This is a genomic window from Paenarthrobacter sp. PH39-S1, assembly GCF_030063245.1.
GTDB lineage: Bacteria > Actinomycetota > Actinomycetes > Actinomycetales > Micrococcaceae > Arthrobacter_M.
In genome coordinates, this window is record NZ_JASISR010000004.1 from 68997 (window position 1) to 94466 (window position 25470).

General features: G+C 67.1%; 18 protein-coding genes. 5 read left to right on the forward strand and 13 right to left on the reverse strand.

The features are described 5' to 3' along the window. The 4 genes from QMG52_RS04005 to QMG52_RS04020 are packed head-to-tail and all read right to left on the reverse strand — an operon-like array spanning position 1 to position 6980. A complete protein-coding gene (locus tag QMG52_RS04005; RefSeq protein ID WP_283559143.1) occupies positions 1-2088 on the reverse strand; it encodes a hypothetical protein in 2088 nt (695 codons plus the stop codon). Continuing rightward, on the reverse strand, positions 2085-4412 hold the full coding sequence (locus tag QMG52_RS04010; RefSeq protein WP_283559240.1) for a phage tail protein: 2328 nt from the start codon (positions 4410-4412) through the stop codon (positions 2085-2087). The genes QMG52_RS04005 and QMG52_RS04010 overlap by 4 nt, the downstream gene beginning before the upstream one ends. After that, positions 4412-6577: a putative baseplate assembly protein gene (locus QMG52_RS04015; protein ID WP_283559144.1), complete on the reverse strand. Its 2166-nt coding sequence runs from the start codon at positions 6575-6577 to the stop codon at positions 4412-4414. The genes QMG52_RS04010 and QMG52_RS04015 overlap by 1 nt, the downstream gene beginning before the upstream one ends. A 7-nt stretch (positions 6578-6584) precedes the next feature. Further along, positions 6585-6980, reverse strand: coding sequence for a GPW/gp25 family protein (locus QMG52_RS04020; protein WP_283559145.1), 396 nt, complete (start codon positions 6978-6980; stop codon positions 6585-6587). 215 nt (positions 6981-7195) lie between these two features. On the opposite strand from QMG52_RS04020, the gene QMG52_RS04025 reads away from it, so the two are divergent. From QMG52_RS04025 to QMG52_RS04045, 5 genes are all read left to right on the forward strand, one after another. Continuing rightward, complete coding sequence (locus QMG52_RS04025; RefSeq protein WP_283559241.1) at positions 7196-7969, forward strand: eCIS core domain-containing protein; 774 nt, start codon at positions 7196-7198, stop codon at positions 7967-7969. Continuing rightward, positions 7969-8880 (forward strand): hypothetical protein, encoded by a 912-nt coding sequence (locus QMG52_RS04030; protein ID WP_283559146.1) that lies wholly within the window; start codon positions 7969-7971, stop codon positions 8878-8880. Before QMG52_RS04025 ends, QMG52_RS04030 begins: the two co-directional genes overlap by 1 nt. Before the next feature lie 238 nt (positions 8881-9118). Beyond that, positions 9119-12943, forward strand: a complete 3825-nt coding sequence (locus QMG52_RS04035; protein ID WP_283559147.1) for an eCIS core domain-containing protein — start codon at positions 9119-9121, stop codon at positions 12941-12943. A 31-nt stretch (positions 12944-12974) separates the two neighbouring features. Next, entirely contained in the window at positions 12975-13739 is a 765-nt protein-coding gene (locus tag QMG52_RS04040; RefSeq protein ID WP_283559148.1) for a hypothetical protein, read from the forward strand. 11 nt (positions 13740-13750) lie between these two features. Beyond that, a complete protein-coding gene (locus QMG52_RS04045) occupies positions 13751-13984 on the forward strand; it encodes a hypothetical protein (RefSeq protein ID WP_283559149.1) in 234 nt (77 codons plus the stop codon). 111 nt (positions 13985-14095) lie between these two features. Here the strand turns inward: QMG52_RS04045 and QMG52_RS04050 are convergent, their stop codons facing one another. The 9 genes from QMG52_RS04050 to QMG52_RS04090 are packed head-to-tail and all read right to left on the reverse strand — an operon-like array spanning position 14096 to position 25461. Further along, the gene (locus tag QMG52_RS04050; protein WP_283559150.1) at positions 14096-17536 is read right to left on the reverse strand and encodes an eCIS core domain-containing protein; all 3441 of its coding nucleotides are present in this window, start codon (positions 17534-17536) and stop codon (positions 14096-14098) included. A 10-nt stretch (positions 17537-17546) separates the two neighbouring features. After that, positions 17547-19154, reverse strand: coding sequence for a hypothetical protein (locus QMG52_RS04055; RefSeq protein WP_283559151.1), 1608 nt, complete (start codon positions 19152-19154; stop codon positions 17547-17549). Next, on the reverse strand, positions 19151-19819 hold the full coding sequence (locus tag QMG52_RS04060; protein WP_283559152.1) for a phage baseplate assembly protein V: 669 nt from the start codon (positions 19817-19819) through the stop codon (positions 19151-19153). Before QMG52_RS04060 ends, QMG52_RS04055 begins: the two co-directional genes overlap by 4 nt. Beyond that, positions 19816-20904: a phage late control D family protein gene (locus QMG52_RS04065; RefSeq protein WP_283559153.1), complete on the reverse strand. Its 1089-nt coding sequence runs from the start codon at positions 20902-20904 to the stop codon at positions 19816-19818. The genes QMG52_RS04060 and QMG52_RS04065 overlap by 4 nt, the downstream gene beginning before the upstream one ends. After that, positions 20897-21073 carry a hypothetical protein gene (locus QMG52_RS04070; protein WP_283559154.1) on the reverse strand — a complete coding sequence of 59 codons (177 nt, stop codon included), beginning with the start codon at positions 21071-21073 and terminating at the stop codon, positions 20897-20899. The genes QMG52_RS04065 and QMG52_RS04070 overlap by 8 nt, the downstream gene beginning before the upstream one ends. A gap of 6 nt (positions 21074-21079) precedes the next feature. Next, positions 21080-22465, reverse strand: coding sequence for a CIS tube protein (locus QMG52_RS04075; RefSeq protein WP_283559155.1), 1386 nt, complete (start codon positions 22463-22465; stop codon positions 21080-21082). Beyond that, positions 22462-22947: a phage tail protein gene (locus QMG52_RS04080; RefSeq protein WP_283559156.1), complete on the reverse strand. Its 486-nt coding sequence runs from the start codon at positions 22945-22947 to the stop codon at positions 22462-22464. The genes QMG52_RS04075 and QMG52_RS04080 overlap by 4 nt, the downstream gene beginning before the upstream one ends. Then, the gene (locus QMG52_RS04085; protein WP_283559157.1) at positions 22940-25009 is read right to left on the reverse strand and encodes a phage tail sheath C-terminal domain-containing protein; all 2070 of its coding nucleotides are present in this window, start codon (positions 25007-25009) and stop codon (positions 22940-22942) included. Before QMG52_RS04085 ends, QMG52_RS04080 begins: the two co-directional genes overlap by 8 nt. After that, on the reverse strand, positions 25006-25461 hold the full coding sequence (locus tag QMG52_RS04090) for a phage tail protein (RefSeq protein ID WP_283559158.1): 456 nt from the start codon (positions 25459-25461) through the stop codon (positions 25006-25008). Before QMG52_RS04090 ends, QMG52_RS04085 begins: the two co-directional genes overlap by 4 nt. Positions 25462-25470: the final 9 nt, after the last annotated feature.

Here is a 25470-nt window from a genome sequence, read left to right on the forward strand (position 1 = left end):
TCATTCATAGACAAAGCGCACCACCACTGCCAGCCACGGGACCCAGCCCGGGTCAATGTCCAGCCCGGCCCGGCGCACATCCACGTCGACATCCCGCAGACTAAGGTGCACTTCGATCCAGCCGGTCTGCGCGAGGACCGCGCCACGGCGGAACGCAATCTCCCCAACGACGCCGAAGGGTTCAAGGTGCGGGCGCCCCAGCCTGCCGGCGGTGGCTGTTGCCCAGCGGGCGGCATGCTGCTCCAGCGCGGTCCGTTCTTCCGGGGTGCTGTCTCCTGAGGTGTCGTATCTTGGGGTGCCGTTCCCTGCGGTGCCGTCTGCTGTGGTGCCGTTTCCTGGCGCGGGTCTGCCGCCGTCCGGCGGTTCAGCGGCAGATGACAGCCCGGCCAGTGCCATGACCGCCGGGTCATCCGGTGCCACCGGGACCAAGAGCTGTCCGAGCCGGTGAATGATCCATCGCAACGGCCGGGCGGCCAGGGCGGGATCCGTCAGGAGCAGATCAGGGATCCCGGCATCCCCGGCGATTGCGAGCAGGAACGGTAACCCGGCCCAGAGGGTGGGCACGGCGGTTTCCTCCGGGATACCCTTCGAGTCCTCGCGTGCTGCATCCTGACCGGCGTCGGCAGGGTCTGCACCGCGTGCCGGGCCCTCCGCAGGTTCTGTACCTGGTTCCGGGGCCCCGGCAGGCTCCATGCCGCACGCCGGGGCGTCGGAGCAGGCCGGACCGGCGTTGGCCGGGAGGCCATCATTGTCGGCTTCCGCATCGGGAACGTCACGGCCGTGCCTGTCATCCGGCCTTTTATCGCCGGAATCGAAGGCCCGCGTTCCTTCGACGGCTGCCCTGCCGTCGGTGCCGTCGAGGGCGGTCGGCCCGGCTCCGGGATATCCGGCGGCGGGCTGGGCCGCGGAACCCATCCGGGCGGCGTCACGGAGGCTGGCCCCCGAGGTATTGAGTGCGAGGAACCGGGAGGCCAGTGACCGGAGGATACCGGGTGCGTCCGGTCGACGCAGGAGACCGGCATCCGCCTCGGCCGCGGCAAGCAGTGCCCAAGCAGTGGCGGTGGAGACGTCGGGGCGGAGCCCGCTGCGGAGAAGCGCCCCGGCCAGCCGCGAACGGCGGGTTAGGTCCAGAGTCAGTACGCCCGCCATCTGTTCGTCCACCACCTGTGCGTCCACCACCTGAAGGGGTCCTGGCGTCGCGGGCGGAGCCAGATGGCCGGCAGCGGAGGGTGCTCCTGCCCCTCCGTGGTCAGAATGACGATTTGCGCCAGCGGCGTCGTCAGGGCCGGGACCGCCGACGCTGATGCGGCTGGCATTTCCGTTGGTGTCATGCCAGTCAGTACCATTCCCGTTGGCGGCACTTCCCGGGATTCCATTGCCTAGAGTTGCGTTTCCGTCAGGTGCCTTTCCGTGGCTGGCGTTTTGGCCGGAGGTGCGGGTCGCGGCGAGGGAAAATGATCCAATCGTGACGGCGGCCCGGGAAGCTCCGGCCGCAGCTGCGACGATGGCCGCCAGCTCGATCCAGTCGGGTCCTGCGAGCAGCCGAAGCAGCGGTGCGGCACCGTGCGCCTGCACCGCAGAGACTATGGCGGCCAAGGCCTGTTCCGGCCAACGCCGGAGCACAGCCAGGAGCACCGGCGCCGGCGCACCGGCCGGATCCGGGTCCTCGGGCGTCAGCAGCCCGAGCTGCCGCCAGGCCCAGGCGTGGTCTGTCCGGCCAGCGGCCAGTGACGCCGCTAGATCATTGAGCGCGTCGGAGATCCGCGGGAAGTGCAGCACCTCATCCGAGGGGGAATCGATCCGTTGCCGCAGTTCCTGCACCACGGCGTGGGCCCACTGGGTTTCCAGCGCCGGGCCGGGCCGCTCGGGGTTCAGCGCGAGGCGGAGGTCCAGACGGCGCAGACACCACTCGCCAGCGGGAATCTCCGCCGCCGCCAGCACCTCCTCCAGCCGGTGGTCCGCGAGGTGGGCCAGCATGTTCTGCACCCGCGTTGGCAGGTTTCCGGTGCCCGCAAGGGAGACGCCGTCGCCGTCGTGGTTCTCTGCCGCTGCGGTAGCGCTCAGCGTGCCGATAAACAACTCAGTCATCCGACTCTCACCTGCCCTGCTACCGAGGTCTCGCCCAGCCGTGAGCCCGGGGCGGGCGTGCCGACGACGCCGTCGCCGCCCACACGGAACCGCCCCAGCACCGCGGGCCCCCACCCCGCGTCCGGACCGACGAAGGAGGTCAGGCTCACGTGCAGCCGCTGCCCCACCCGCATGCCGGCCCCGAGTACGCAGAGCTCATACATTGTGTGGGCGGGGCGGTGGACATCGACGATGCCGCGCACCACCTGGCGCTGCTCAGGGGTAAGGTCGCCGGGGATGAGCAGCGTGAAGCGGTGCGCGGCGAGCTGGAAGGAATCCTGAGGGGCAGCGGGTGCGGATGACGAGGACACAGTGCCGGCGGAGGTGATGGAGGGTGCGGCGGAAGTGGCCGAGGCAGCGGAGCCGGCGGAGGCTGCGGGACCAGTGGATGCCGCCGGAGCGGACCCGCCGATCGAGAAGCGGCCCAGCGTACCGGTAGCCCGGGCGTTGCCGCCGACCGCGGGTGGGGCCGGCCCTGCCGGGGGATTGCCCAGCACCATGCCGCCGAGACCGCGCAATTGCCACGCCTCGATGATCACCGGGGCGCGGCCCAGATAGAGCTCAAGGATCCGAATCAGAGCGGCACGGGTGCCGCGCCGGGCGAACAGGCGGTAGGCCTCGGCAATCAGGGTGCGGCGGGCCGGCTCCGGCCAACGGCGGTCCAGGACCAGCCCGGCGAAGCCGGCCAGCCAGGGCAGGGCCTCCTGCGGGGTGGTGCGCGGATCCAGCAGGATGGCACGCTCGGCGGCCCGCCAGTCGAGCTCGTACAGGGTCCCCTCCAGTGGGGCCAGGAAACGGTGGAGGAAGTCCGCGTCTCCGTCGTCCCGGGACCAGGCACGGGGCAGGCTGCTCAGGAGCTGGTGGCCCGGCCGTTCGATCTGGACGGCACGGATCCTCGGGCTGGTCTGTGCGGTGCCTGTCAGGTGCATTCGCAGCCACAAATACCGGCCCGGTGCGGCGTTGACTTGGGATTCGTAGGTTTCGAAGCCATCCTCAGGGGAGATCTGCTGCCACGGCTGTTCGCGGCCCATCGGCCGCCTGAAAAGCGTGGCGTCCTGTTCCACCGCAGTCAGCAGACTCTGCGACGGCAGAGGCGGCGTCAGGCCCGGGTGGGGTACGGTGCGGGCGCCGCGGCCCGGTGGCGTTGCGTCCAGGGGATCAAGCACGTCCTCGGCGTCGCTGGTCACAAAGCGCAGGGTCACGTCGGTGCCGACTGGCAGGCAGGCATCCAGGAACACACGACCCCAGCGGGTGCGGTACCGGCCGCTGTCCAGCCGGTAGGTCACCACGGTGCCCTCGGGTTCGTGCCGCGCCGCAGAACCTGCGGTGCTGGCGAAACCCGCCGCGGTGGTAAAGACGATGCGCCCCGCCGGCGAGACGGCCACCGCGCCGCCGTCGAAATCCGGAGCCGAGGCCGGTTCAAGCTCCAGCCAGCCGTCGTCGTCGTGCTGGAAGCGCAGGAAAGGCTGGCCGGGCATCCGGGCGACCACCAACAGCCCGTCTGACGTCGTGGCGATGTCAACGGCGCCGTCCACCTCCAGCTGCACCGTGCCGTCCGGGGAGGTTATGACGCCGTAGCCGCCGCCGCGCCACAGCACCAGCGGGCCGGCGGCAAGCCTGTCCGGAAGCAGGCCAGGGCGACAGTGCGGATTGATCAGGGCCGGTCCCGGGCGAGGGGAGCGCCTGCCGTCCAGGAAGACCAGGGCATCCGGCCGGTGCTGCAGCACCGCGACCCGACCGCAGTCCGGTGCAACATCGACCGGCCGGCCGCGTCCGAGCGGTACCCGCCGCAGCAGCCGCTGTGCCCAGAGATCCACCACCAGCACCGAGCGGGTGGCAGGTTCCGCCACGTACAGCCGCTGCGCTCGGTCCACGGCCAGACCCGCAGGGTGTCCCAGCACGCCCGCCCCTACGGAAGGCTCCGGTGCCCTGTCCGGATCGTAGATGTCAACTTTTCCCTTGGCTGGCCAAGAGCGGTAGGCACGGCACCAGCGGTCAAAAGCGAGTCCGGCGGGTTCGGCTGCTGCTGGTTCGGATGCTTCTGGTCCGGCTGCTGCTGGTTCGCAGGCTGCTGGTCCGGCTGGTACTCGCTCGGATTGCCGGCAATCGGATGGCCCGCCCCGTGTCGCCGGGACTGCGGGCGGGCAGTAATCCTTGGACTGCCGCGGTGCCTCCTTCCAGTCCAAGAGGACGCCGCCACCGGGCAGCAGCGCCGTGTTGGTGTGGGCGCAGCGGGACCACTGGTCCGGTTGGACCAGCAGACTGAGCGAACGGTCCCCGTACATCAGCACACATCCGGCGGGAGGGGCACCGGGACTTTTGGTCCCGGCGCGGGTGCGTACTCGGTGCCCACGGGCAGTGGCGCGCCGGACACGACGGTGATGGCCGCCAGTTCCGGCACCTGCCAGGGTTTCAGGTCAATGCGCGGTTGTCCCGCGCCCGGGGCGGTTGGGGAGGCCAGCAGCAGGTCCTCCAGGTATTCGACACCTTCCACCTGCACCGCGACGGCCTCAAGCTCCGCCCGGCGGATGGTCCGGCCCAGCGGCCAACCGCCGCCATCAGGACCGAACGGCGGCAGCGGCGCGAGGTATTGGCGCAGGATCAGCTCCACCCAGCGGCGTACCGCATCCACCTGGTAGCCGGCGCGGACCTGGACACCGACGGAAACGCTGATCTGCACGTACTCCGGCGGAATCACGTACAGTTCCGTGGTGACCAGCCGCCGGGCGTCCAGATAGCCGGCCACCCGGCGCAGCAGGCCCAGATCAGGCATCGGCGCCGCCGTGTTCCGCAGGTCAAATTCCGGGAAGACCATCACGCTCACGACCCCGGCCGCGGGCACGGTCGGATTGTCCGGGTGCAGCAGGGGCAGTGTCTCCGCCCGCTGCACGCCGGACACCTGCAGAGCCAGGTCCCGGAAATCCTTCCCAATCACCGCGCGGTCGTGGCGGTGCACCTCGGCGGGAATCGCGTCCATCGCCTCGGCGATGCCGACGCCCTCGGCGCCGCCCACGGCCGGCAGCGGATTGGCGACCTTCACGCCCGCCGTGCCGGGCAGCGAGGACACCGCACCGGCGGCGACATTGCCGGCGGACCCGCCGCCGTACTGGTAGGACAGCACCCGTATGCGCTCCCCGATCTGCGGTACCCGGGCACGCCCGAAGGACACCGAGCCGTGGTCGCTGTCCACGATGTAATGCCTGTCCCCGGCGCCGCTGCCGGAGAAGTTCTCCACTTCCTGCCAGCCTGTCCAGCCAGCGGGTTCCTCAACCTCCAGCACCATGCTGCCTGGCACCACCGGGTGATGATTCAACGGCAGCCGCTGGTCGCCGTCGCCCGTCCCGTTGCCCAACAGTTCCGCCGCGGCGGTTCGCGACGCAATGGCCTGGACGGCGTTGATGCCGACCCAGCGGACCCGATGGATGGAATCATTAGCGTTGGCGTTTTGCGGACGGCAGACCTGGATCCACGCGATCACTTTTTGAGCGAGTTTGCCATCGTCCAGCGGCGGCGGGCTATCCTCGCCGCCCGACGATGCGCCGGTGATGGTCGGCAGCTCCGGCGGCATTTCCAGCTTTACGACGCCGGTGGTCACCAGCCCCTTTGTGGTGTCCGCCAGGACCGCAAGCTCCTGGAAAGCGGGCTTTGCCTCGCCGCCCGTGGCCGCCGCGGGTGCCTTCGTCGGCCCGTTCCAGAGGCGCCAGAGCATCGGGGGAGGGCTGGAAGTGAGCCCGTCCGAGCGGAAGGCCCTGGCGCCGTCGTCGTTCAGGGCCTCCAGCTGTAGCGGTGCCGTAAGGGCTTCATCGAACGCGACTCCGACGAAAAGGGTCCGGCCGGCGAGTTTCTCCACGTCCGTTGTGTCCTTGCGCAGCAACGCGATCCACAGGGACCGGTCCACCTGAGCGCTGACATCCACCGAAACGGCATCCGCCGCGAGGGGATCCGCGGACACCAGGGTCGTGCGGTAGAACTGGGCTGTCTCCTCCTGTGCCCTGGCCCGTGACAGCGCGTCCGCGCTGCTGTCATGACCGGCTTTTGTGTCCGCAGGATCCTGCGGCGTCTTGCCCGCCGCCACGACATCCAACGGCCAGACATAGACCTCGTCCTGCGTCTGGAAGGACACCGCGCCGGCGGCGGCCTCCGCACCCCGGACGATCTGCACCCCGTCCGCACGCTCCGTGGACACCGCCAGCAACGTCAGCGCCGTTTGCGCCGGGCGCGGCCGCACACCCAGCATGCGCAGGAACTCGATCCGGGTGGCGTCGGGAATCTGGTTGAACCGGTACAGCAGCGACTCGCCCAGATACGCGAAAAGCTCCACCAGCGCGATGCCCGGATCGCTCTCGTTGTGGTTGGTCCACTCCGGCGCGTAGACCGGGATGCGCCGGATCAGCTCATCGCGCAACTGCTCGTATGAGCGGTTGTCCAGGATCGGGCTGATCAGTGCCATCGGGTCGCTACTTCAAATAGAACGGGTAAACCAGGTTGTCCGGCCGCAGATCGGCCAGACGGACGTAGGCGATTTCTATCCACACCAAGGAAGGATCCTCCCCGGGCGTCACCGCAACGTTCACCAGCCGTATCCGCGGCTCCCACTGCGAGAGCGACGCGATGATGTCCTGTTCCATGGACGTGCGGGTGCTCAGCGTGTTCGGTTCCATCAGGTACCGCAGCAGCCCACATCCGAACGAGGGGAGCATGATGCGCTCGCCGGGTTGCGTGTCCAGGATGGTGGCAATGGACTGGCGGATGAGTTCCATGCTGCCGAGGTACTCGAGGCCTCCGGTCTCCTGTGAGGGGCGCAGCGGGAAGCGAAGTCCCACTCCGGTCCACTGGTCCGCGATATCCGTCATGGGTCTATGGTGCGGTGGGGGCGTCACGGCCGCGTTGCGACGGCTTCGTGACGCCGAAACGCGGAGTATTGAGGCATCAACCGAACAGTCCAGGAAACCTGGAACAACATGCCCGCGGATGCCGCTGGCGAGAGGGCGACGCGGCGCCGGATCGTCGAAGGAGGATTGAATTCGCCGGGTGACGCGGTGGATGCCGATCTCCGCGGCCCTCTGGAATCCCGCTTGGGTGTCGACATAGGGACGTCAGGGTCCACTCGGATCCACAAGCGCACGCGTCCGCGGATGCCTTGGACACAACGGCCTACACATTCGGTACGGACATTGTCATGGGCTCCGGCAACCAGGCGTCTGACAGGCACCAGCGTCAAAAACTCTTGGCTCATGAACTGGCCCACGTAGTGCAGCAGCGCGGAGCAATTGGTTCATCGCCTGAAACCATCTCCACCGATCAGGCCGCGGAAACCCAGGCGCATCAAGCCTCCGGTTCACGGGCCGGTCGCGCCGCCGTGCCCCTAAGTGGATTGGGGGAGCGGGCGGTCCAGCGTTACGAGGCAGGCGAGCACGCCAAACTCGGCGAAACAGGCGAGGCCATGTCGGAGCTCTTAGCCAAAAGAGCCCTCAAATATATTGTCCGCAAGGGCGAGACTCCGGCGTTCCTGGCAGCCAAATTCGGACTCGGTGAGGACGAGTTGCTTACTGCGAACCCAGACAAATGTAAGACTTGGCCGGGTAGCTCAGGTAACGCCGTTTCAGGTTTTAATGCAGGCGAAGTGCTCCTCATCCCTCCGATGCTGAATCAGGCAACCAAGGACGCTCTCACCCAGAAGCAGCTGAGTATGGTAATCAACGGCGCCACGATTGAGTACGGTGAAGGCATCGCCATGGGTGACTTCTTTGCGGACCCCACCCAATTAAGCGGTGCCTCGGCAAAGCAACTGAACTCACTCACGGCGTTGATCAAAAAAGACAAAGCCGTGCCTGCTGGGTAGTGACGACTGCCGAGTGGGACGCGGCCACGGCCAACCGCTACCACAGCTTGGCGGCGCAGAACGAGGCACATTTCGCTCCCTCATCGTCCGATTTGGCCCCGGTCTCGGGAAAGTCCGCCTTCGATCACAAATCTGCCTACGAGGACTACCATTGGCGGGCCATTAGGGCATCACAAGGTGGAAACAGGGATAGCGCCCTCATTTTGAACTCCTTCGCCGATCATTTCCTCACCGACGCGTTCGCCGCTGGTCACCTCTTTAACAAGCGCGACGTCATGCAGTTGTTCAACAGCCGCCTGCCGATGAATGCCAGCAACGAGTTCACAGCGGCCTCGGTAGCGTTCTTTGATGCGGTTGCCACGAGGGCCTGGACGGGGGACGTTGCCCGGGAATTTTCCCGATACGAAACCGTGGAGTTCAAGGGAGCCGTCTTTCGGCCGAATATTGACTCCGAGGGTCGATTTTCGAAGTTGTTGCAAGGAATCCACCAAAAAGAACCCGATTTGATGGCCAATGTAGTTGCCAAGTCGGTGCATGACACTCTCAACCGTGCTCCGGGCGGCGTTCCCGTTACAAATAATTTGGGCGATGCTTGGTCATTGTCCGGGGACAAGACCATGAACCCTCAGACTCAGCTGATTGCCCGACGTGCGGTGGCCCAGTCGCTGCTTGATGTTTTGGAGGTGTTCAAGACGACCACTTCCGTTGGCATCGCCTCGCTAACCAAACGGGCCTGGGACTATGTTCCTCAATTAACTGCAGTCGGAAAAGCCGAAACGGCACGTGCCGTGACGAGCGGCATCGATCCTGCCTCGAAGGGACTAATCGAGCAGGCGGCAGCTCTCTTATCGGAAAACTATCGGCTGATCATTGCAGAGCTAGTGAAGCGCAAGATCCTCAAGCCGGCGTGACGGCGTAGAAATTCGGAATTGAATGGTGTTTACGAGTGACATCTGCTCGTCGGACAGCTCGGTCCTGTCGCCGTCGCCGGCAATGCATTGCCGCATGAAGGTGCCGCATGGAGGTGGCGCATTGGAGCTTGTTGGCGGAAGTCTTCAGGTCGGTTATCAGACTCTTCCCAGTTAGCGGGGACGACGCCGTGACGGCCCCGGCGTAGCGTGCGGGGTCTGTTGAAGCGTCAGGACTGCGATGCCATCACAACGGGGTCAGGAACCCGCTCCCTCAGCCGGTGAACGGCTGGGCGCCGCCGAGCGTGCCGCCTTCGAACTGTGGTTCGGCCAGGACTTGGGTGCCGTCCGGGTGCAGGCCGACGCTGGAAGCGCGCAGGCCGCTGCCCGGTTGAACGCTGCGGCATTCTCATCCGGTCAGCACATCTCTTTCGGGGCCGGATCGTCGCCGTCGGCGGCGGGCGGCGGCGGCAAACTGTTGGCGCACGAACTCACCCATGTGCTCCAGACCAGGGGCAGTTCCGGTGCGCCGTCGAGGGAGCTCAGTGATTGCGGTGACGCCTCCGAGCGTGAAGCGGAGTCGGTGGCGGCGGCCTTCGCCGCGGGCCGCACTGCTCCGGCGCTCCGGGCCGCCCCGCATGCCAGGATTGCCCGGCAGGAGGACGATCCTGACCATCCTACTGTTCCGTCGCCGCCGGCGGCGGCCAAAGACGTCACGCTGGAACCACTGGATGACTGGACGCCGCTGATCGACACCTTTGATCCGGCGACCTTTTGGACGCCGCCCGGAACGAGCCGGGAGCAGGTGGCGCAGCGGCTGTACGGGGACCCGGACCATGTTGGCGGGTTTGATGTCATTGGCGAAAAGCACGTTCGCTTGCGGACCCTCGACGGCGTAGCAGCCGACGTCGTCACCTCGGTCCGCGCCGCCTTGGATCCGCGGCTGCGCACCGACGTGGACGCCGTCGTCGGACTGCTCAAGCAACGGCTGATCAATGACGCCGCGGAGTGGCAGCTGCTTAAGATCACCGTGGACTGGGCCGGCCGCGGGGACCTGACGGACGCGACCAAGCGCTCCTATTTCGACGCTTATCTCGATTTGCTCGACAGCCACCAACTGGAGGAATGGGGTCTGCCCTCCAACACGAAGAAGCCGGCCTCGCAATGGCTGGTGACCGAGGCGGAGGAGAAGAAATGGGCGATCCTTCCGCTGCTGGGACGCCGGTCCGCCCGGCCCGGGCCAGCCTATCCAGCGGGGAGCCAACCCTCCGACTTCGGCAAGGTGACCGGGCCGATCACCGCGGCACCTACGCCCTATCAGGAGGTTCCGAAGGCGGTGGGCGGCTACAGCTACTTCAGCGGCGAAAACCGCACCGGAATCTCTTCCGAGAAGCACAATATCGGCAGCATCCAGGTCGGCGAGCTGATCCTGGACGAATCGACGGCGACGCGCGCGGAAACAGCGCTGCGCAATTCGCCGCGCACGGGTCCGCGGGTGATGATCCCTGGCGGGAACGGACGCTTCTACGGCTACACCATTGCCTCTCCGGGGTTCTGGAACGAGGGCTACGTCTCCTCAGGGCGCCCGGAGGATGCCCGGCTTGAACGCTTCTGGTGGCATTACCCGGGCACTGTCTTCATCCCCGGCGGCAGCTTCCAACCGGAGTTCGGCAAGGGCACCGCTGCGGAGGCCAGCCAGCGCGCCGAGATCCTCACTAAAGGGCTGGCCGCTGGAATCACCTCCCTGCGCGGACTGGACTTCGACGTCCTCTCGCTCCTCACCCTCGATCAGCGGGTAACGGTCCTCGGCCTCGCCATCGGCACGGGGAACAGCGGCGACGCGAGCTTGGTCGCCCGGGTGTTGTATTCGACGCCGGCGGAGCAGTTTGCGGTCCTGGAGCATCGGCTTTCCGGCAACGGGACGATGACCCGTCTGATCAACATGCAGGCGGAGAGCGGTGCACTGGCCATGATCGGGCGGATCTTCACGGTCAAGGCCATTGCCTCCATGCAGGTACCGGGCGAAAATCTGCAGAGTCTGCCGGAGTTCAAGTTCGGCTTTGACGCCGACGGCTTCTACCACTGGGCAGTGCGGAAGACGGCCACAGCGGGTTCGCGGCTGCTCCCGCCAGCCGATTTCCCCGTTGGCGGCGCTGTCCGGCTGGGCCAGGAGCGGGCAGCGCCGGGCGAGGCCGCCGGTCCGATCACGCGCACCGTGGCTAACATTCAGCCCATGATCTTCCGCTTGGGCAGTTCCGGGCTGACCGGCATGGCCGCCAACATGTACCGGGCCATGATGAAGGAGTTGATCGTCAACGACGGTGCCGAGCAGGGGCCGTATCTGCCCACGCAACTGGTGCGGGTCACGTCCATCGGCGCCAACCCGCAGAGCCGGATTGTGTCCCTGGTTGAGGCGGTGGGGCTTCTGGACTTGCCGGACCAAGAAATTCTCAACCGGATGATCAAGACCCAAATGCAGGGCGGCACGTGGCTGATGGCAGCCACCGGTTTGTCCACCGCCTTCGGGCCGGCTCTCGCCCGCGGCCTGGCCAGCGGGGGTGGTGCCACGGCGATCGGTGAGGGAGTCGCGGCGGCCGCCGGTACCGCCGTCGGCCGCGCCGCCATCGTGAACTCGGTGCTCATCGGTGCCATGGCCCTGGTGGACGAACACCGGTCCGCGTTGGAGAAGACGGCCGAGGGACGGGCATTCCTGGCGCTTTTCGACGTCACCATGACGATCTGGATCGCCCACGATCTGGCCCGTCTGATCACCTCCGGACTGATTCCGAAGCTCGTGTCCGCGGCCGACCGAGTGATGGCGCTGCCCGGGGTGCTCCGCGACGCGGTGATGCCGCTGCGCGCCGAGGCCGAGGCGCTGCGCCGTGCGATTGCCAGGTACGGCACGGAGGCCGAAGCCCTGGCGGCGGTCACCCGCGAGGGCGCCATGATGGCCGCCGGCCGTGAGACGGGCCCCGGCTTCTTTGCGATGCTACGAGTCAGCCGTGGAGAAGTCGCCGCCGAGCAGCTGCTCGGCAAGCTCGCCGGCACGACATCGGAGGCCATGGGTAAACGGGTACTGGACCGGCTGAGAAGCCTGGTGAGCCGAAGCGAGGGTGAGGCGGCGGCCGCCGCCGGCAAGACGGCCGACACGGCGGAGGCCAAGGCGGCGACCCGCCGGGCGGAGAGTGCGGCGGACGCCCGGTTCGCCATCGCCCAGCGGGCCTCACAGCTGCGCCCGGAGGCGCGGGCAGCCTTCCTGCAGGCCGTCGAGAAGGTCGTCGCCGCCCGCCCCAATTCGCTCGCGTCCCTCACCGACCTGTTGATCGCCGCTGCCCAGTCGCGGCTGCCCAATTCGCTCATCCTCGAGGTCCAGACTCTGGTCAACCGTCCGGGTGTGTCAGATGAGGCGCTGCTGGTCCTCGGACGGAAGGCGCGCGAAGGCTTGGAAACCCTGGACCTGCGCTGGCTGAACCGAACCTCCATTACCGACTCGTCGCTGGATTTCCTCGGCCGCGATCGGCGCACTCCGTGGGACCTGTACCGGCGAGCGGCCACTGACCCGGCCGCCAAAGGAGTGATGAAGGCCTTCCGAACCGCGGCGCGCGGAGCCGGCGCGGAGATGGTGGCCGAGCCTGTGGCCCAATCAATTGGAACCAACGTCCGCCGGCAGGTGAAGATGGGAAAGAGTGAGATCGATTTCGACATGGTCGTGGCCGGGAAGCGGCACGGCTTCGAGGTCAAGGGGTGGGGCGCCGACACCTGGGCCGACGCCCTTGAAGCCGTGATCCAGCGGCTGAACAAAAAGGGATTGACCGAGGCGCAGAAGGAAGCGGTGGAGAAGATTGACACCATGCTCACCCAACTGCAGAACGCGAAGGCCGCCACGGGGCAAGTCCCGTACCTCGGATTCACCGACGCGCTCCCGGCCGAGGCGCAGGCTCGGCTCCGCCGCATCCTCGACGCCAACGGTCTTCCCGGCACAAGGTTTGTGCCATTGTCCGAGGCCGCGATCAAGGAAGCTGCCGCAGGGACCATCGGAGCCCCGCTGGGGGTGCCGAGACCATGACCGGACCCAAGACGATGCTGGAGCGAGAATCATGAGTATGCTCGATCAGTCCCTTTGCTGGGCCGTGCTGGCACAGGTTTCAGCCGCGGAGCTGCAGCACGCCATCGTTTCTGAATGGAACCAGCGTTTTCCCCATGTCCGAGTTGACCCGCCGCCTTGGCACGTGGTCCGCGGCGGGGGCGACTACAACGCGCTGGTCTGTGACTCCCCGGGCAATGAAGGCACTGACCGCCCATTCGCCGAAACGCTCTCCCTACTTGCTGCGGGAAAGAAGGTGTACACGCTCTGGTTCGATCTGGACCGGCAGTCGATTTTCGAATGGATGAACGGGGATGAGGTCTCGTACCAGGAACGGGACCCGTTTGACCTGGCAGCGTCGCTTGGTTTCGAGGTGCGGAGACCGGCGGGCCCAAGGCAGGCACGCACCGCCGTGGTGGTCGAAGGAGCTTCGGTGGCCGACGTGCTGGCCGCGTTGGGGGAGACGGCGGACGAGCCCTGGCTCCACATCGCGCAAGGATTCATCGGCGTAGTCGTAACAGCCGACGACGGCTTGCTGGGATCAGTGCCGTGGGTCATCGCCGAAGCCCTGCCCCGCGCGACGGTCTATTACCTGCAGCGGCGGGCGGAGCCGGGCGAGTTCACCGTCCTGATGCTCCGCGGCTCCGAGCAACTTGGCTGGCTCCAGCTGCCCACCCTGGCAGACTCGTCAACCCTCAGCGATATCAAAGGCGCAACGACCCCGGACGAAATCTGCGCCGTCCTCGGCCTCCCGCCCAACAGCCTCGCCGCTGGTTGAGGGAGGCACGCGTGCTTCGTTCACTTCCTGCCGACATCCTGATCTACGGATCGCGGTTTTCCTCCGCAGCATCGGCAAACGCATTGGCCCTCTTCGGGGCGTCCGGGGAAACGGACTGGCCGGTGAAGATGACGGTGACTGGTGAGGAGGCGATGAAAGCCGCGGGCATGACGGCGATGATCGGCAGGCGAGCACCGCCACGCGCGGCGGCATACCGCAAACATTCGGTCCCGCCTCCCGGCTGATCCGGATTACGTCAACAGTCGGGCCGACTGCCTAGCAAAGAGCTGAATTGGGCGTTCGGTGGGAGCCCATCACTTTCCTGTACTGGATTCGACAAGCTCACCCACCAGAGGTCAGGTGACCTTGACAACCACGGAGTTGAGCCGGCTCTTGATCGTGTCGCACAAGGCCGGCGAGTAGAAGCCCGGAACCCGGGACGATTTGCCAGCTAGGAGGTCCGCCTTCACCTCGTCCAACGCGGCGCCCATGTTGGCCAGAATTTCGACCCGGCTCAGGGGAGACGGGCCGAAGACCCATTTGAGCGGCATGGTCTCGCCGACACCGTTGTTAAGGTAGTCCTGCAGGATCTGCTTGAGAAACGTCTGTGAGGAGATCGGTTTCCAGACGTACCAGGCCTTGAACTCGTAGAGTGTGCCGGACATCAGCGTGTCCCAGCGGCGGTTGTCCGGCTGCCCTGCATCCTCGTCTTTGGCTTCAAAGGTCAGGTCCGACCAGTCGCCGTAGGTGGCAATGTAGCGCAGCACGAAGGTGGCCCCCTTGAGCTTGTTGCCGCCGGTCTTCAGGTCTGTCAGCACCGCCTCCCAGTTAACGGTCCGGGCAAGGATCATGGTCTCGATGTATTCGAGCAGGTCGACGACCTGGCCTTCGGCGCTGGGCGGATGGTTGTCCACGATTCTGCGCAACACTGTGGCGGAGACGCCCATGTCCAGGATCCGCCCGACGCGCGCGGTGATGAGGGCGTCGTCGGCAAGTTTCGGGAACTTGTTCAGCACCGTCTTGGGATTCGTCGGATCCACACTGACCGACGCGAGCCCGGCGGCGAGATCCGTCGTCCGGTAGCGGGTGCCGTAGTCCGCAATGAGCTGCGCAAGATTGGCGAAGCCCGGCACGGAGGGGGTCAGATACCTGGATCCCTTCTCGACCTTCTCGGCTGCGTCCAACACCTGCCGGGCTTGGGCGGCGATCTTGTCCAGATCCGACAGCCGCGTGTCCCGCTCCAGCACGGAAAGGGCGGCGTCCTGGCGGACATTCTTTCGTGCCCGTGAAATCCTGTTCAACAGCCGCTCGGGCCCGGCGCTCTCCATCTGAAGATCCGGGGGTTCCAGCAGCGATAGCCGCAGCGTATGCGGCGCCCAGTACATGCTGAAGGGTTCTTCCAACTGAGCGGGGGTGTGCGCACCGGAGGCCACCGGGCCCGGTGGCGGAGCGTCCGGGTTGACCACGTCGCTCGTGGTGTCGGCGGCAACCGGCGTCTTGCCTTCGTACCCCTTCTGGGTCACCGTTTCGCCGCGCACTACGGCGGCGGCGAAAGAGCCGGCGTCGAAGCTGATCTTGTCGAAGCTGACCTCGATTGTGCTGTCCCGGTTCTTCCCGAAAACGTACTCAAAGTTCAACTTGGCGCCGGCCTGGCCCAGTGTGTAGGTCTGGTCGATGAGGTGGATGTTGGGTCGCCAGAATCCGAGGACGTCGCCGCGAAGTTTGAGCTGGAGATCGAGAATGAGTGCCGCGGCGGCGGCCAGCCTTCCCTGCAGGTAGTGCTCCGCCTCGTTCGGATGAGCCTTTGAGGCCCGGCGTCCCGCAGCCGCTGTCGCCTCGGCGTACATTTGCAGCTCCAGCGTGCCCTGCCCGGTGAGTTTCGCCTCGGCGACCTTCTTCAGGTGGACGGCATATGCGGACAGGCCGATGTTTGCTTCGAGTCGAAGTCCGGCGGCCGCCGGTGAACTGATGGTTCCGGCCAGTTCGAAACGGTTCACAATGGCGGGATGGTTGGAGATCAGCCCGGTAACGCGGATGTCATGCAATGTTCCGGGGCCGAACCAACCGTACGCGTAGAGCTGGGCATCGGCTTCGACCCGAACGTCTCCGATCAGCGGTACGCCCGCGAGGACGTCGGTGAAGGACCCGCCGACGCCGGGGATCTCGCGTTCCTTCGCCTGCTTCCGGAAGAGCGGGATGATCTTCGTGGGCAGGATTTCCCCCCGGGCGGTGACCCAGCCCTCCGGGTGCACGATCACCTCGGCGTTGCCGGTCATCCAGTCGGAGAGTTCGAAGTCCAGTTGGCCGAAACCCGCGATGGCGATGCCCTCTCCCGGCGCGGCTGGTTCAATGCTGGCTGGTGCATCAGGTCCGAGCCGGTCGGTGACCGCCTGCCGGGCCGTCTCAAGGCTGCCGACGACGATGGTCACCGTCCCGCGGATCCGCGGGTTCGAGCGGCTGTAGCCGGCGGTACCGCGAACGTCGAACGATCCGTTGCCCAGCGTGGCGGTCAGTTCTCCGGAGATTTTCGAGCCGCTCTTCCCGCCCAGCGTGCGCTCGTAGCGCCACGTCTTGCTGCCGAAGATGACGTTCTCCAGGCTTCCCGACGGACGCTTAACCGGAACTTTCGCTCCCTTCGGCAGCCCTGTCAGCTGTACCTCGATGGTGGCGTCGAAGTCGTAGGTCCCGTCGTCGACCCTGATCCGGCCGCTGCCGGAGAAAGGTCCGGAGTCGAAGGTGAGATGAGGTGCTTCGTAGACGAAGCGGCCGTTCCAAAGAGTGTCCGTGACGGGTGCATCCAGGACCAGGTTTGTGAAAGCGGACAGGCCGCCGAACAGCATTTCCAACGGCACATGGGACTTGAACTGGGACGGATCGTTAGCCCATGCGGCAGCGGTGATCCAGCCCATTGCCCCGCCGATCACCGAGTCGCGGACCTCGATCCACAATGTTGGTTTCGCCAGTCCGGCGACGGGAAACGCCGGATGGGTCATGGGAATGCCCCAGGCCGGGAAATTCTTAGCCGGGGGCGGGGTCAGGAAGCCGGTATCGCTCCACACGATGGGGAGGAACCCTTCGGCAAGCTCACCAAAGCGGACACGGACCAGGAGCGCGCCGCCCGCTTTGTCCTTGAGTGCCTGCGCCAGCTCGGGCGACGGGGCCAACAGCGGTTTGCCCTTCAGCTCGATGACCTCCGGTACCGTGCCTCCGGAAGGTCCGGTGCCTGCGGACGAGCCGGCCGGTGAGCCCGTCGTGCCCGTGGCCGGTGCATCGAATGATCCGCTCGCGCCGCCGCCTCCGGAATGTCCGCCGCCACCCCCGGCGAAAGGCGCACCCGGGTCGACCGGGTCCCGGTAGACGGTCGACGGGGACACATTCCCGGCATTCTGCACGACGTGGGCCAGCTCGTGGGCCAGCAGGCGCCGGCCGGTGGGGGAGTCCGGGGCGTAGCGGCCGGCCGCGAAGCCGATGTCCGACCCTGCAGTGAAGGCATTTGCTCCCAACGCATTGGCTGCACCGATCGCGTTCCGGTCGGTGTGGACCCGAACCCCACGGAAATCCGCGCCGAACTTGGGCTCCATAAGCTCGCGCGTGGAGGGGCCCAACGATTGGCTGGCGGACAGCTGAAGGTTCCCAAGCGCCGTCGGGTTTCGAGCCGCGGCAGCGTGATCTTCAGTCTCCTGCGGTGCGACCGCCCCCCATCCCACTCCGAGGGATGGATGCAGCAACCGATCGGCTGCCTTCCCAGCTTCCCCTTCCTTAGCGTCCTGCGGTCGGCTCACGGCGAAGCTTGTCATGGCGGTGCCTTCAGGGCGAGGGGCAGAGCGGGTCGTCCGGCTTGGTCTCCACCGGTGGCGGTGCCGGCTTCACGGCGTCGGCCGGATCGTTCGCGGCGACCATGGCACCCGTCAGTGCCGCATCGTTGCTGAAGATTTTGGCCCCGCTGACGGGGGCCTTGACGTCATCGAGCTGCTTCGCCCAGCCCGGCGATTGGTCCGCGGACTCCAGGACGGCGCTGTCCGTGCCGAAGGCGGCGTCAAACTTCAGCGAGAGTTGGGCATCGGCTTCGACGGCGGCGAGCAGCTTGCCCTGAGCGAAGAAGGTTGCCATCAAGGAGAAGGAGATCGACGGCGGGATGCAGAACCGCAAGGCGAGCATCCACCACAGCTGGAACGCAAAGATCACGATCGGCAGGAACATCAGGAAGAGGAAGAAAGCAACCATAAAGAACAGTTCAAAGGCGAAGGTGCAGATCCCGCCGCCGGCGCCGATCTTTCCCGTTCCGGACTTCGGGATGCCGTTGAACGGGTTGAAGACGAACTGCGACTGCGGCGGGGTGATCATGCGGGCGCCGCCGGGTCCCTGTGGCTGGCCGGCGCGGGCGGCGAGCTGGCGCAGGTCCGGGAGGGTGATGGAGACCGCGTGATTCTTGGTCCCGTCGGGGTCGAAGGGGGCGGCCAGCCGGAATGGTTCGCTGGGTTCACCCCAGCAGATTTTCGGCGGGCACTGTTCCTTGCCCCGCGGCGCGGGCTGCCGGACGAAGCACTGCAGTTCGTAGATTCCGTGGTCGTCCAGCTTGGGCTGAACCTTCTTGTCCTCGTCCGCCCAATGGGCTCCCGAGAACGTGGGGATGATGCCGAACCAGAGGGAGCGGGTTCGGGCTTCCGCACAGTCTTCCCCTCGCGGCGGCAGCCGCCACATCGGGAACTCTTCCTCCGTGTCGGGGGACCGGCCCTTGGCGGGCGGTGTGCCGAGCGTCCGCCACTGACCGCTGCCGGCGCCGTCGACCATCCAGGCCTGCGCATCCGTATGGCCGCCGACCTCAGCCAGCAGTTCAGCGTTGTCTTCCTCAAAGCGCCGGTGCCACGCGGCGTCGGCCCACCATACGTCGCGGATGTCGGCGTCGGGCTCCTGATCGGCATCGAAGCTGACATCTTCGGCCTTCGCCATCTCCACCAGCAGGTTGCGGGCCAGCCGGCGCACCGGCTTGCGCTGGCCGGTCACGGAGGTGTGCTGGCGGCGCATCACCATCCGGACCTCGATGTCGGTGTGCGAGCCGGCGCGCGGCAGGCCGGGGGCATCACAGAACACCTCGACGACGACGGCGTAGAACCGCTCGTGCGTGGGCTGATAGAGCTTGCGCAGCTTGGTGTGCAGCAGCCGGCTGGTCGCCAGCCGTTCGCGCCCCTTCGCCGACAGGGACGGGGTATTCGGAACCGGGTAGCTCCAGAAGTCGTCCTGGGTCGCCTTAAGTGAGTCGCGTGGGTCTGGCAGCAGCCTGTTCTTCACGAATTGCGCATTGTCGTACATCTGGATCTGCGGCCGGAGCGCCCTGCGGTCACGCAGCCCGAAAGCCGGCTGGCGTTCGCGGACATACCAGGGGGCGCGCAGCACAAAATCATCGTGGCCACTCATAACAGATTGCCCACTCCCACCGTGTACATCGGCGAAACCACGCAGACCTGGGCGAGCAGGCTTTGGCAGATGATGTTTTGGCTGAATGTCGCCGTGGGTGTGGTGACATCGACGGAGGGGGCGGTGATGTCCACCGAGTTGTTGGCATGGATCTCGATCGAACCGTCCGCCGTCATGCGCAGCAGACAACCGTTGGTGTGCTGGATCGTGACCTCCTGGGCGCCGTCGTCGAGCACCACCCGGTGACCGGCGCTCATGGTGATGCTCAGCTTCAGGGCCCCGGCGGTGTCATCGAATTCCAGCCTGCTGTCCCCGCGGGAGCGGAGCATCCGGATGTTGTTGGCGGCTTCCGGGGCATGCGGCAGCGCGGCCTGGCCGTTCCAGGCGGAGCCGACAATGTAGGGCCGGCGCCAGTTGCCCGCCTCGAAGGCGGCCACCACCTCGCTGCCGACTTCCGGCAGGATGGCGAGCCCCTGATTCTTGTCCGCGTAGGGCGTGCAGAGCGTGGCCCAAGCCCTGACGTCGCGGTCGCCCTGGGTGCCGAGGGTGGGAAACCGGATCTCAATGCGTCCGAGCTTTTCCTTATCCACGATGTCCGTGACCAGCGCGGGGTAGACACCGTAGTAGCCGGGCGCGGAGCCGTCCACGGGGTTGGGCAGCGTCATGCGGAGACCTCGTTTACCGTTGAGCGTTCGGCCTCGAACCCGGTCCGCAGCCCGTGCTCGTGCTCGAATATATGGTGTACCCAAGTCACGTAGTAGCCTGTCCCGTCGAACGGCGGCCCTACGGACTGCAGGGACAGATTGCTGCCCACCACCATGTCCGGCGAGCCCCGGGTGGTGCCGACGGCGGTGACAAAACCGCGGCCGCGCCGCAGCATCTCCGCCTTGGCCCACGCCGTGGCCTCACCGGCGTTGAGCGCAGTTTCGCGGACCCGCATGGAAACGCTGGCCCCAAGGGCTTTCTCCAGAACCCGTGGTCCGGTCAGACCGCTGGCCGCTTCGCCCTCGACGACGTCGACGCCGGCGCGTTCGTCGATGACGGCGCGGGTGGAGGCGTCGTACCCGGTGACCACCACCTCGCTGCGCTGGTGGGCGAGATCCGCGCGCAGCCGCACCGAGAGGAGCTCGTTGCCTTGGACCAGCGTCAGCGCCGTGCCCTGGCGCCGCGGCCGGGAGGTGAAGTGCAGTTTCCGCCCCGTACACCAGACTTCAGCCTGCAGCAGGCGGGCACGTTCGCGCAGGAACGCCAGATCGCTCTGGTTGACCTGCTGGACCACGTCGTAGCGCGGCCCTTCCGCGGCGATCTCGCTCTGGAGCCCGTGCTCGGTCGCGATCTGCCCGGCGATGTCCGCATCCGTGACGTCCTTATAGGTGCGCATCCGCCGGGTCATGCGAAGCCGCATCAGCGCGTCTTCCGCGTACACCACCACCCGTGGCGGCTCGCTGTCCGGATAGGCGGCTTCGATGCAGGAGATGGTGCCCTCGAAGACGGTCCGCTGCGCACTCGACGGTCCCAGACTGACCTCAATGGACTTCCCGAAGTCCACCGTCTGACCGTCCAGGTACAGCATGTTCGACGGCGGTCCGGTAGCCCCAGGCCCGACGGCGACAAAGTGCGCCTGCAGCGTGCGCAACCCCTCGCAGCCCTCTGCTACCTCCAGCCTGACGCAGTCGCGGGCGAGACTTCCCGCCAGTTCACCGTTGACGGTAAACACAGGGGAGACTACGGCCAGCAGCGGATCAGTCATCGAAGCCCTCGGAAGCCGTGCGCGATCCCAGCACCTCAGCGGTGCGCCTGAGTTCGCCCCAGCGCTCCTGCGCCGCAGCGGGGGAAACCTGCGGGGTCGCCGTGGCCTGCGCCCGGGAGCCTGATGCGGCGGCGATGTCCGTATGCACTTCGCCAATGTGTACTCCCACGTCCCCTCACCTCCCGGGTCTCCACCTCATCGTGCCCCCGCCAGCGTCACGGCGGCGTTGCTGACCGTCGGCGAAGGACCGTTCCGGTGCGGCACCGGGCAATTGTGCCCAGGGGGCGGTGCCGGCCGTGGTGCCCACGGCCAGTTCGCTCAAACTTGTGTGGGCTTCGACGACGCCGGACAATCCGCCGGCCAGTCCGGTTGCAGCCGCGGTGGTGATGGCGCTTGCACGGGCGCGCAGCGGGATGGACGTGCCATAGGTCTGTGTCCTGGGATCGACCGGACGCGGGCCGGACGAGGCGGAAACGCGGGCGGACGCCGAAACGCGGGCGGACGCCGAAACGCCCGTTGCGGCGGAAAAAGAGGTGCTGACCGACCCCAGCCCCGTGACGCCGGGGACGTCGAATGCCGCCTTGGCTGATGCGACTTGGAGAGCAGTTAGGGCGGATAGGACGGTATTCAAGGATGCGGACACGCCGCCGCCAGCAGTCAAGGCAAAACCGGCAGCTGTCTCCTCCGACGCGCCGATTCCGATGCCCGCACTGGCACTCAGGCCCAGCGCCGCGCCCAAGGAGGCGGTGCCCCCCAACTGGACACCGGCGGCAAAACCGGCGGACATGCCAATGCCGGCGCCAACTGAGAGCCCGGCGCTGAGCTGGATCTGAGCACCGGCCGCCAGCGACAGTGGGCTGTCCAGCCCTTCCATGGCCGCGCGCCAGGTGGCCGGGTCCGCACCCTGCCGGGCGAGCAGCTGCTGCAGGCTTTCGCCGCCCTGGGCGACGGCGGCGCTGGTGGGATTCGGCGCCGGCGGTGCGCCCGGGCCAGTGGCGGCGTTGCCGCCCCCGGGGGGTGTGGCCGTCTTGGCGTCACGGACCCCGGGGCCGGTGAAGTTGGCCTCCCACCGGGGGTCCTGTTCGGTGATGGTGACGGAGACCTTGGCCCGCAGGGGCCGGCCCTCGGGGGAGAAATAGTCCAGATCCTCGGTGACCGCGGTGACAACGCCGCTGAAATGGAAGGTGCCCCAGATGAACCGGATGGGCGGGGGAGGCTGCTTGGGGTCATCCGGATTCGGTTCCACGAACTGGCGGATCTGCAGCGTCTTGGTGCGGACGTCCACGGCATGGCCAGCTGCATCGCCCTCGGCCGTGTCATATTCCAGATCGAACGTCAGGGTCGCTGACTGCGTTGAGGGGTTCTGCCGCGCCTGAGTGCGGGTGGTGGAGCCGCCCTTGTCCACATTGTTCTGCCGCGAGATTTTCAGCGAGGTGGGATTGAACTGCACTTCAAAGGAAGACGCTCCATCCTCCGGTGCGACTGTGGAGTGCGCGTTCGGCCCCTTGCCCTCCGTTTTCTTCAGCCGGATCAGGCTTGCCTTGGACAGCTGGGCGCTCACGGCGTCAGTCCCAGCCGCAGGCCCTGATGGGCAATCTGAAGTTCCTCCACGGCTATCTCGCCGGTCTTGGCGTTCAGCGTGGGCCCCGCGACCTTCAGCGGCAGGCCCCGTTCGAAGATCCAACGGGCCAACGATTGGTTGCCGCTCGGATCATCCACCCTGATTTCGCCGTCATAGCGGGCCACCGGCAGGGCACCACTGACCATGGACGTCAGCCAGTGCCACAACTCGTTGTTGACCTCTCCGCTGCCGCCGGCGAGCATGCCGCGCTTGAGGACCAGCGGCGAAAGCTTGACGCGCCCCACCCGACGGATCACGCCGTCGTTCCGGCCGCCTTCCAGATATTCGCGCACGTCCGCCTCCAGCACCAGCCCGCTGCATTCGGCGAAGCCACCGTCCACGCAGATGGCCGGAACTTTCGTACCCGGCGCGCTGGGCGTTAGCGTTACGTGGAACCTGAAGGTCTGAAGCAGCTCAGGCATTGCCGCCCTCCTGCCCCGGGCCGGCCACGAGCACCGAGCCGTCCACGTCCTGCGAAATCCGCAGTACTAGATACTCCAACGGGAACGCGGGGGCCACGCCGACTTCGGCGACCAGCCGCCCCAGGCCCTGAGACTGCGGCGGGTTGAGGCCGTCGTCGCACTGCACAAAGAAGGACTCGGCCTCGGTGCCGCCGGCAAACGCCCCGCGCCGGTGCTGGTCCCGGAGGAACGCCGTCAGCATCCGGGTCAGCGTGGTCCGGAGCTGAGGCGTGTTGGGTTCGAAGACCAGCCACTGCGCCTGGCGTTCCAAGGTAAGGGCCAGCATGGTCATCAGCCGGCGGACGCTGAGCTGGACGTATTCCGGATCGGTGGACAGGGTGCGGGCGGCGCTGAGCCGGATGCCGTCCCGGTCCTGGCGGTAGACGTTGATGCCCTGCAGATGCAGCGCGTCGTGCGTGGCATCGCTGACGACGTCGGCGCTGAGCACGGCGCCGACCGCCAGGGCATTGGCCGGCCCCCAGGAGAGGCCGAGCCGGCGCTCGCGCGCGGCGATGATGCCCGCTGCAAAGGACGACGGCGGCAGTTGGACGATGGCGGGCCGTCCCGGCCCGATGCGGGGCACGCCGAGCCAGGGAAAGTAGGCGGCTGCGTAGCTGCCGCCGAACCCGGTGCGCCAGTCATGGATCTGGCGCTGCGACAACCCCGCCGGTACGTCCAGCAACGCCACGAAGCGGTGCCGCAGCTCCGCCACCTCCACCAGGCGCAGCTGCCGCCGGACGATCTCGGCCAGGTCCCCGGGGTCGCGGGCGTCAAGGGCCGGCGGCACGTCGGCGGCGGGGGCGTAGTCGGGGTCCTGCCGCACTGTATCCCGGCAGCCGCCGCGGGCCCGGCAACCACAGGAAGCCTGGCAGCCGCAGGTGCCCGGGGTCCCGCGCGGGTCCAGGCAGCCGCAGCAGCAGGAGGCGGCGTGCCGGACCGGAGCGGGCGCCGGCACCTCGGCAGCCGGAGCCGCGCGCCAGTACAGGTCAGGCACGCACAGCAGGCCGATGCGGGATTCGCGGCCCAAAGCGTCCACACCCCGATGGCACGCTTCATCGAGCGGATCCTGGTCCGCCGGCCCGTCGTCGTAGAAGCTGTGAAAATCTATCCCCGGGCTGCGGTCCTTACCCGGATGAACCGGCAGCACCGGGACGTCGTCAAGCCGCGGATCCGGCAGCGGCTCGGCCCGGCCCCAGTCACCCGTGGCCCGCAGGAGCACTGACTCGCTGACAAGGACGTCCGGAAGAAACCGGGGGTGCCCCGGTCGCAGGCCCATCCCGCTGAGCCGTTCGCGCTGGGCGGCACCCGATTCAGCGGCCTCCAGCACGGCCGTGACCACGTCCACTCGAAGAAACCCAACGGCGGGAACAGGCATCGGGGTCTCCAGCACGGCGGACCGCCCGCCGGCGCGCGGGTCGGTCCGGCGTTCGCCGGCCACCCAGCCCAGACGGGGGAGACCCGGCGGGTCCAGCGGCAGCAACCGCAGCAGGGACCACGGCGCCAGGACTGCTCCCGCTGGAAGCTTGATTCCGCCGTCGTCGTCAAGGCTTCCGTCAAAGGACTGCAGCACCTCGAAGCCGAGGCGGACCCGCAATCCGGTGCCCCATGTTCCTTCACTGGCGGCGGTCAGCCAGGGGGCGGCCGAGTTCAACCCGCTTGCGTCGGATGTTCCCGCGCCGATCCGGAACCGTGCCGTCGCCGCTTCGGCGTCATCGCCCGTCCAATCCGGCGGGGGAGCGACGCGCAGCACCCATGCACGCTCCCCGCCCTGGGCGAAGAAGGCCTGCACGGCATAGGGCAGCAGCCGGTCCGGCGCCTGTGGCTCCCGTTCGAAGGCGCCGAAGTTTCGGACATAGTCAGACCAGCTCGCCACCATGATGGGCCTGTCCACGGGACCTCGGAGGGCGACGCCCACGAAGCCGGTCTCGTCCAGGCGCACCGGTTCGAAGCCCGACTCCGGGCGGCTGTTGCTGTCACCGAACGGGTATATGCCCGGGCGGCCCAGCTGCAGTCCGGCGGTCATGTGGACTGGTAGTCAATGCTTTCGGCGACCAGATGCAGCTCCTCCATGGCTACCTCACCGCCTCCCTTGCCGGTCAGGCTGGGGCCCACCCATTTCTTGGGCTGCGCATCGCGCAGGATCCAGCTGCAGACGGCGGTGCGGCGCTCGTCCAGCAGCGTGATGGTGACAGTCCGGTGCTGGATTTCACCCCTGCTGGTGGCCTGAAGCCAGCTGAACAGGCGCAGATCGCCGATCACTCCGCGCTTGAGGGTCACATCATCGACACTGTTGACATTGGGAACCTTGCGGACGTGGTTGTCCGCATCATTGCCGTTGCGGTATTCGGAGTACTTGATTTCGTTGCCGAGGCCGCTCACATCGGAGAACCCGCCGGCAATCAGTTCCTCACCGCCGGCATCACCGAGCTTGACCATGAAGTTGAACGCTCCATACGGATTATTTCGAATTGCCATGATTCATTT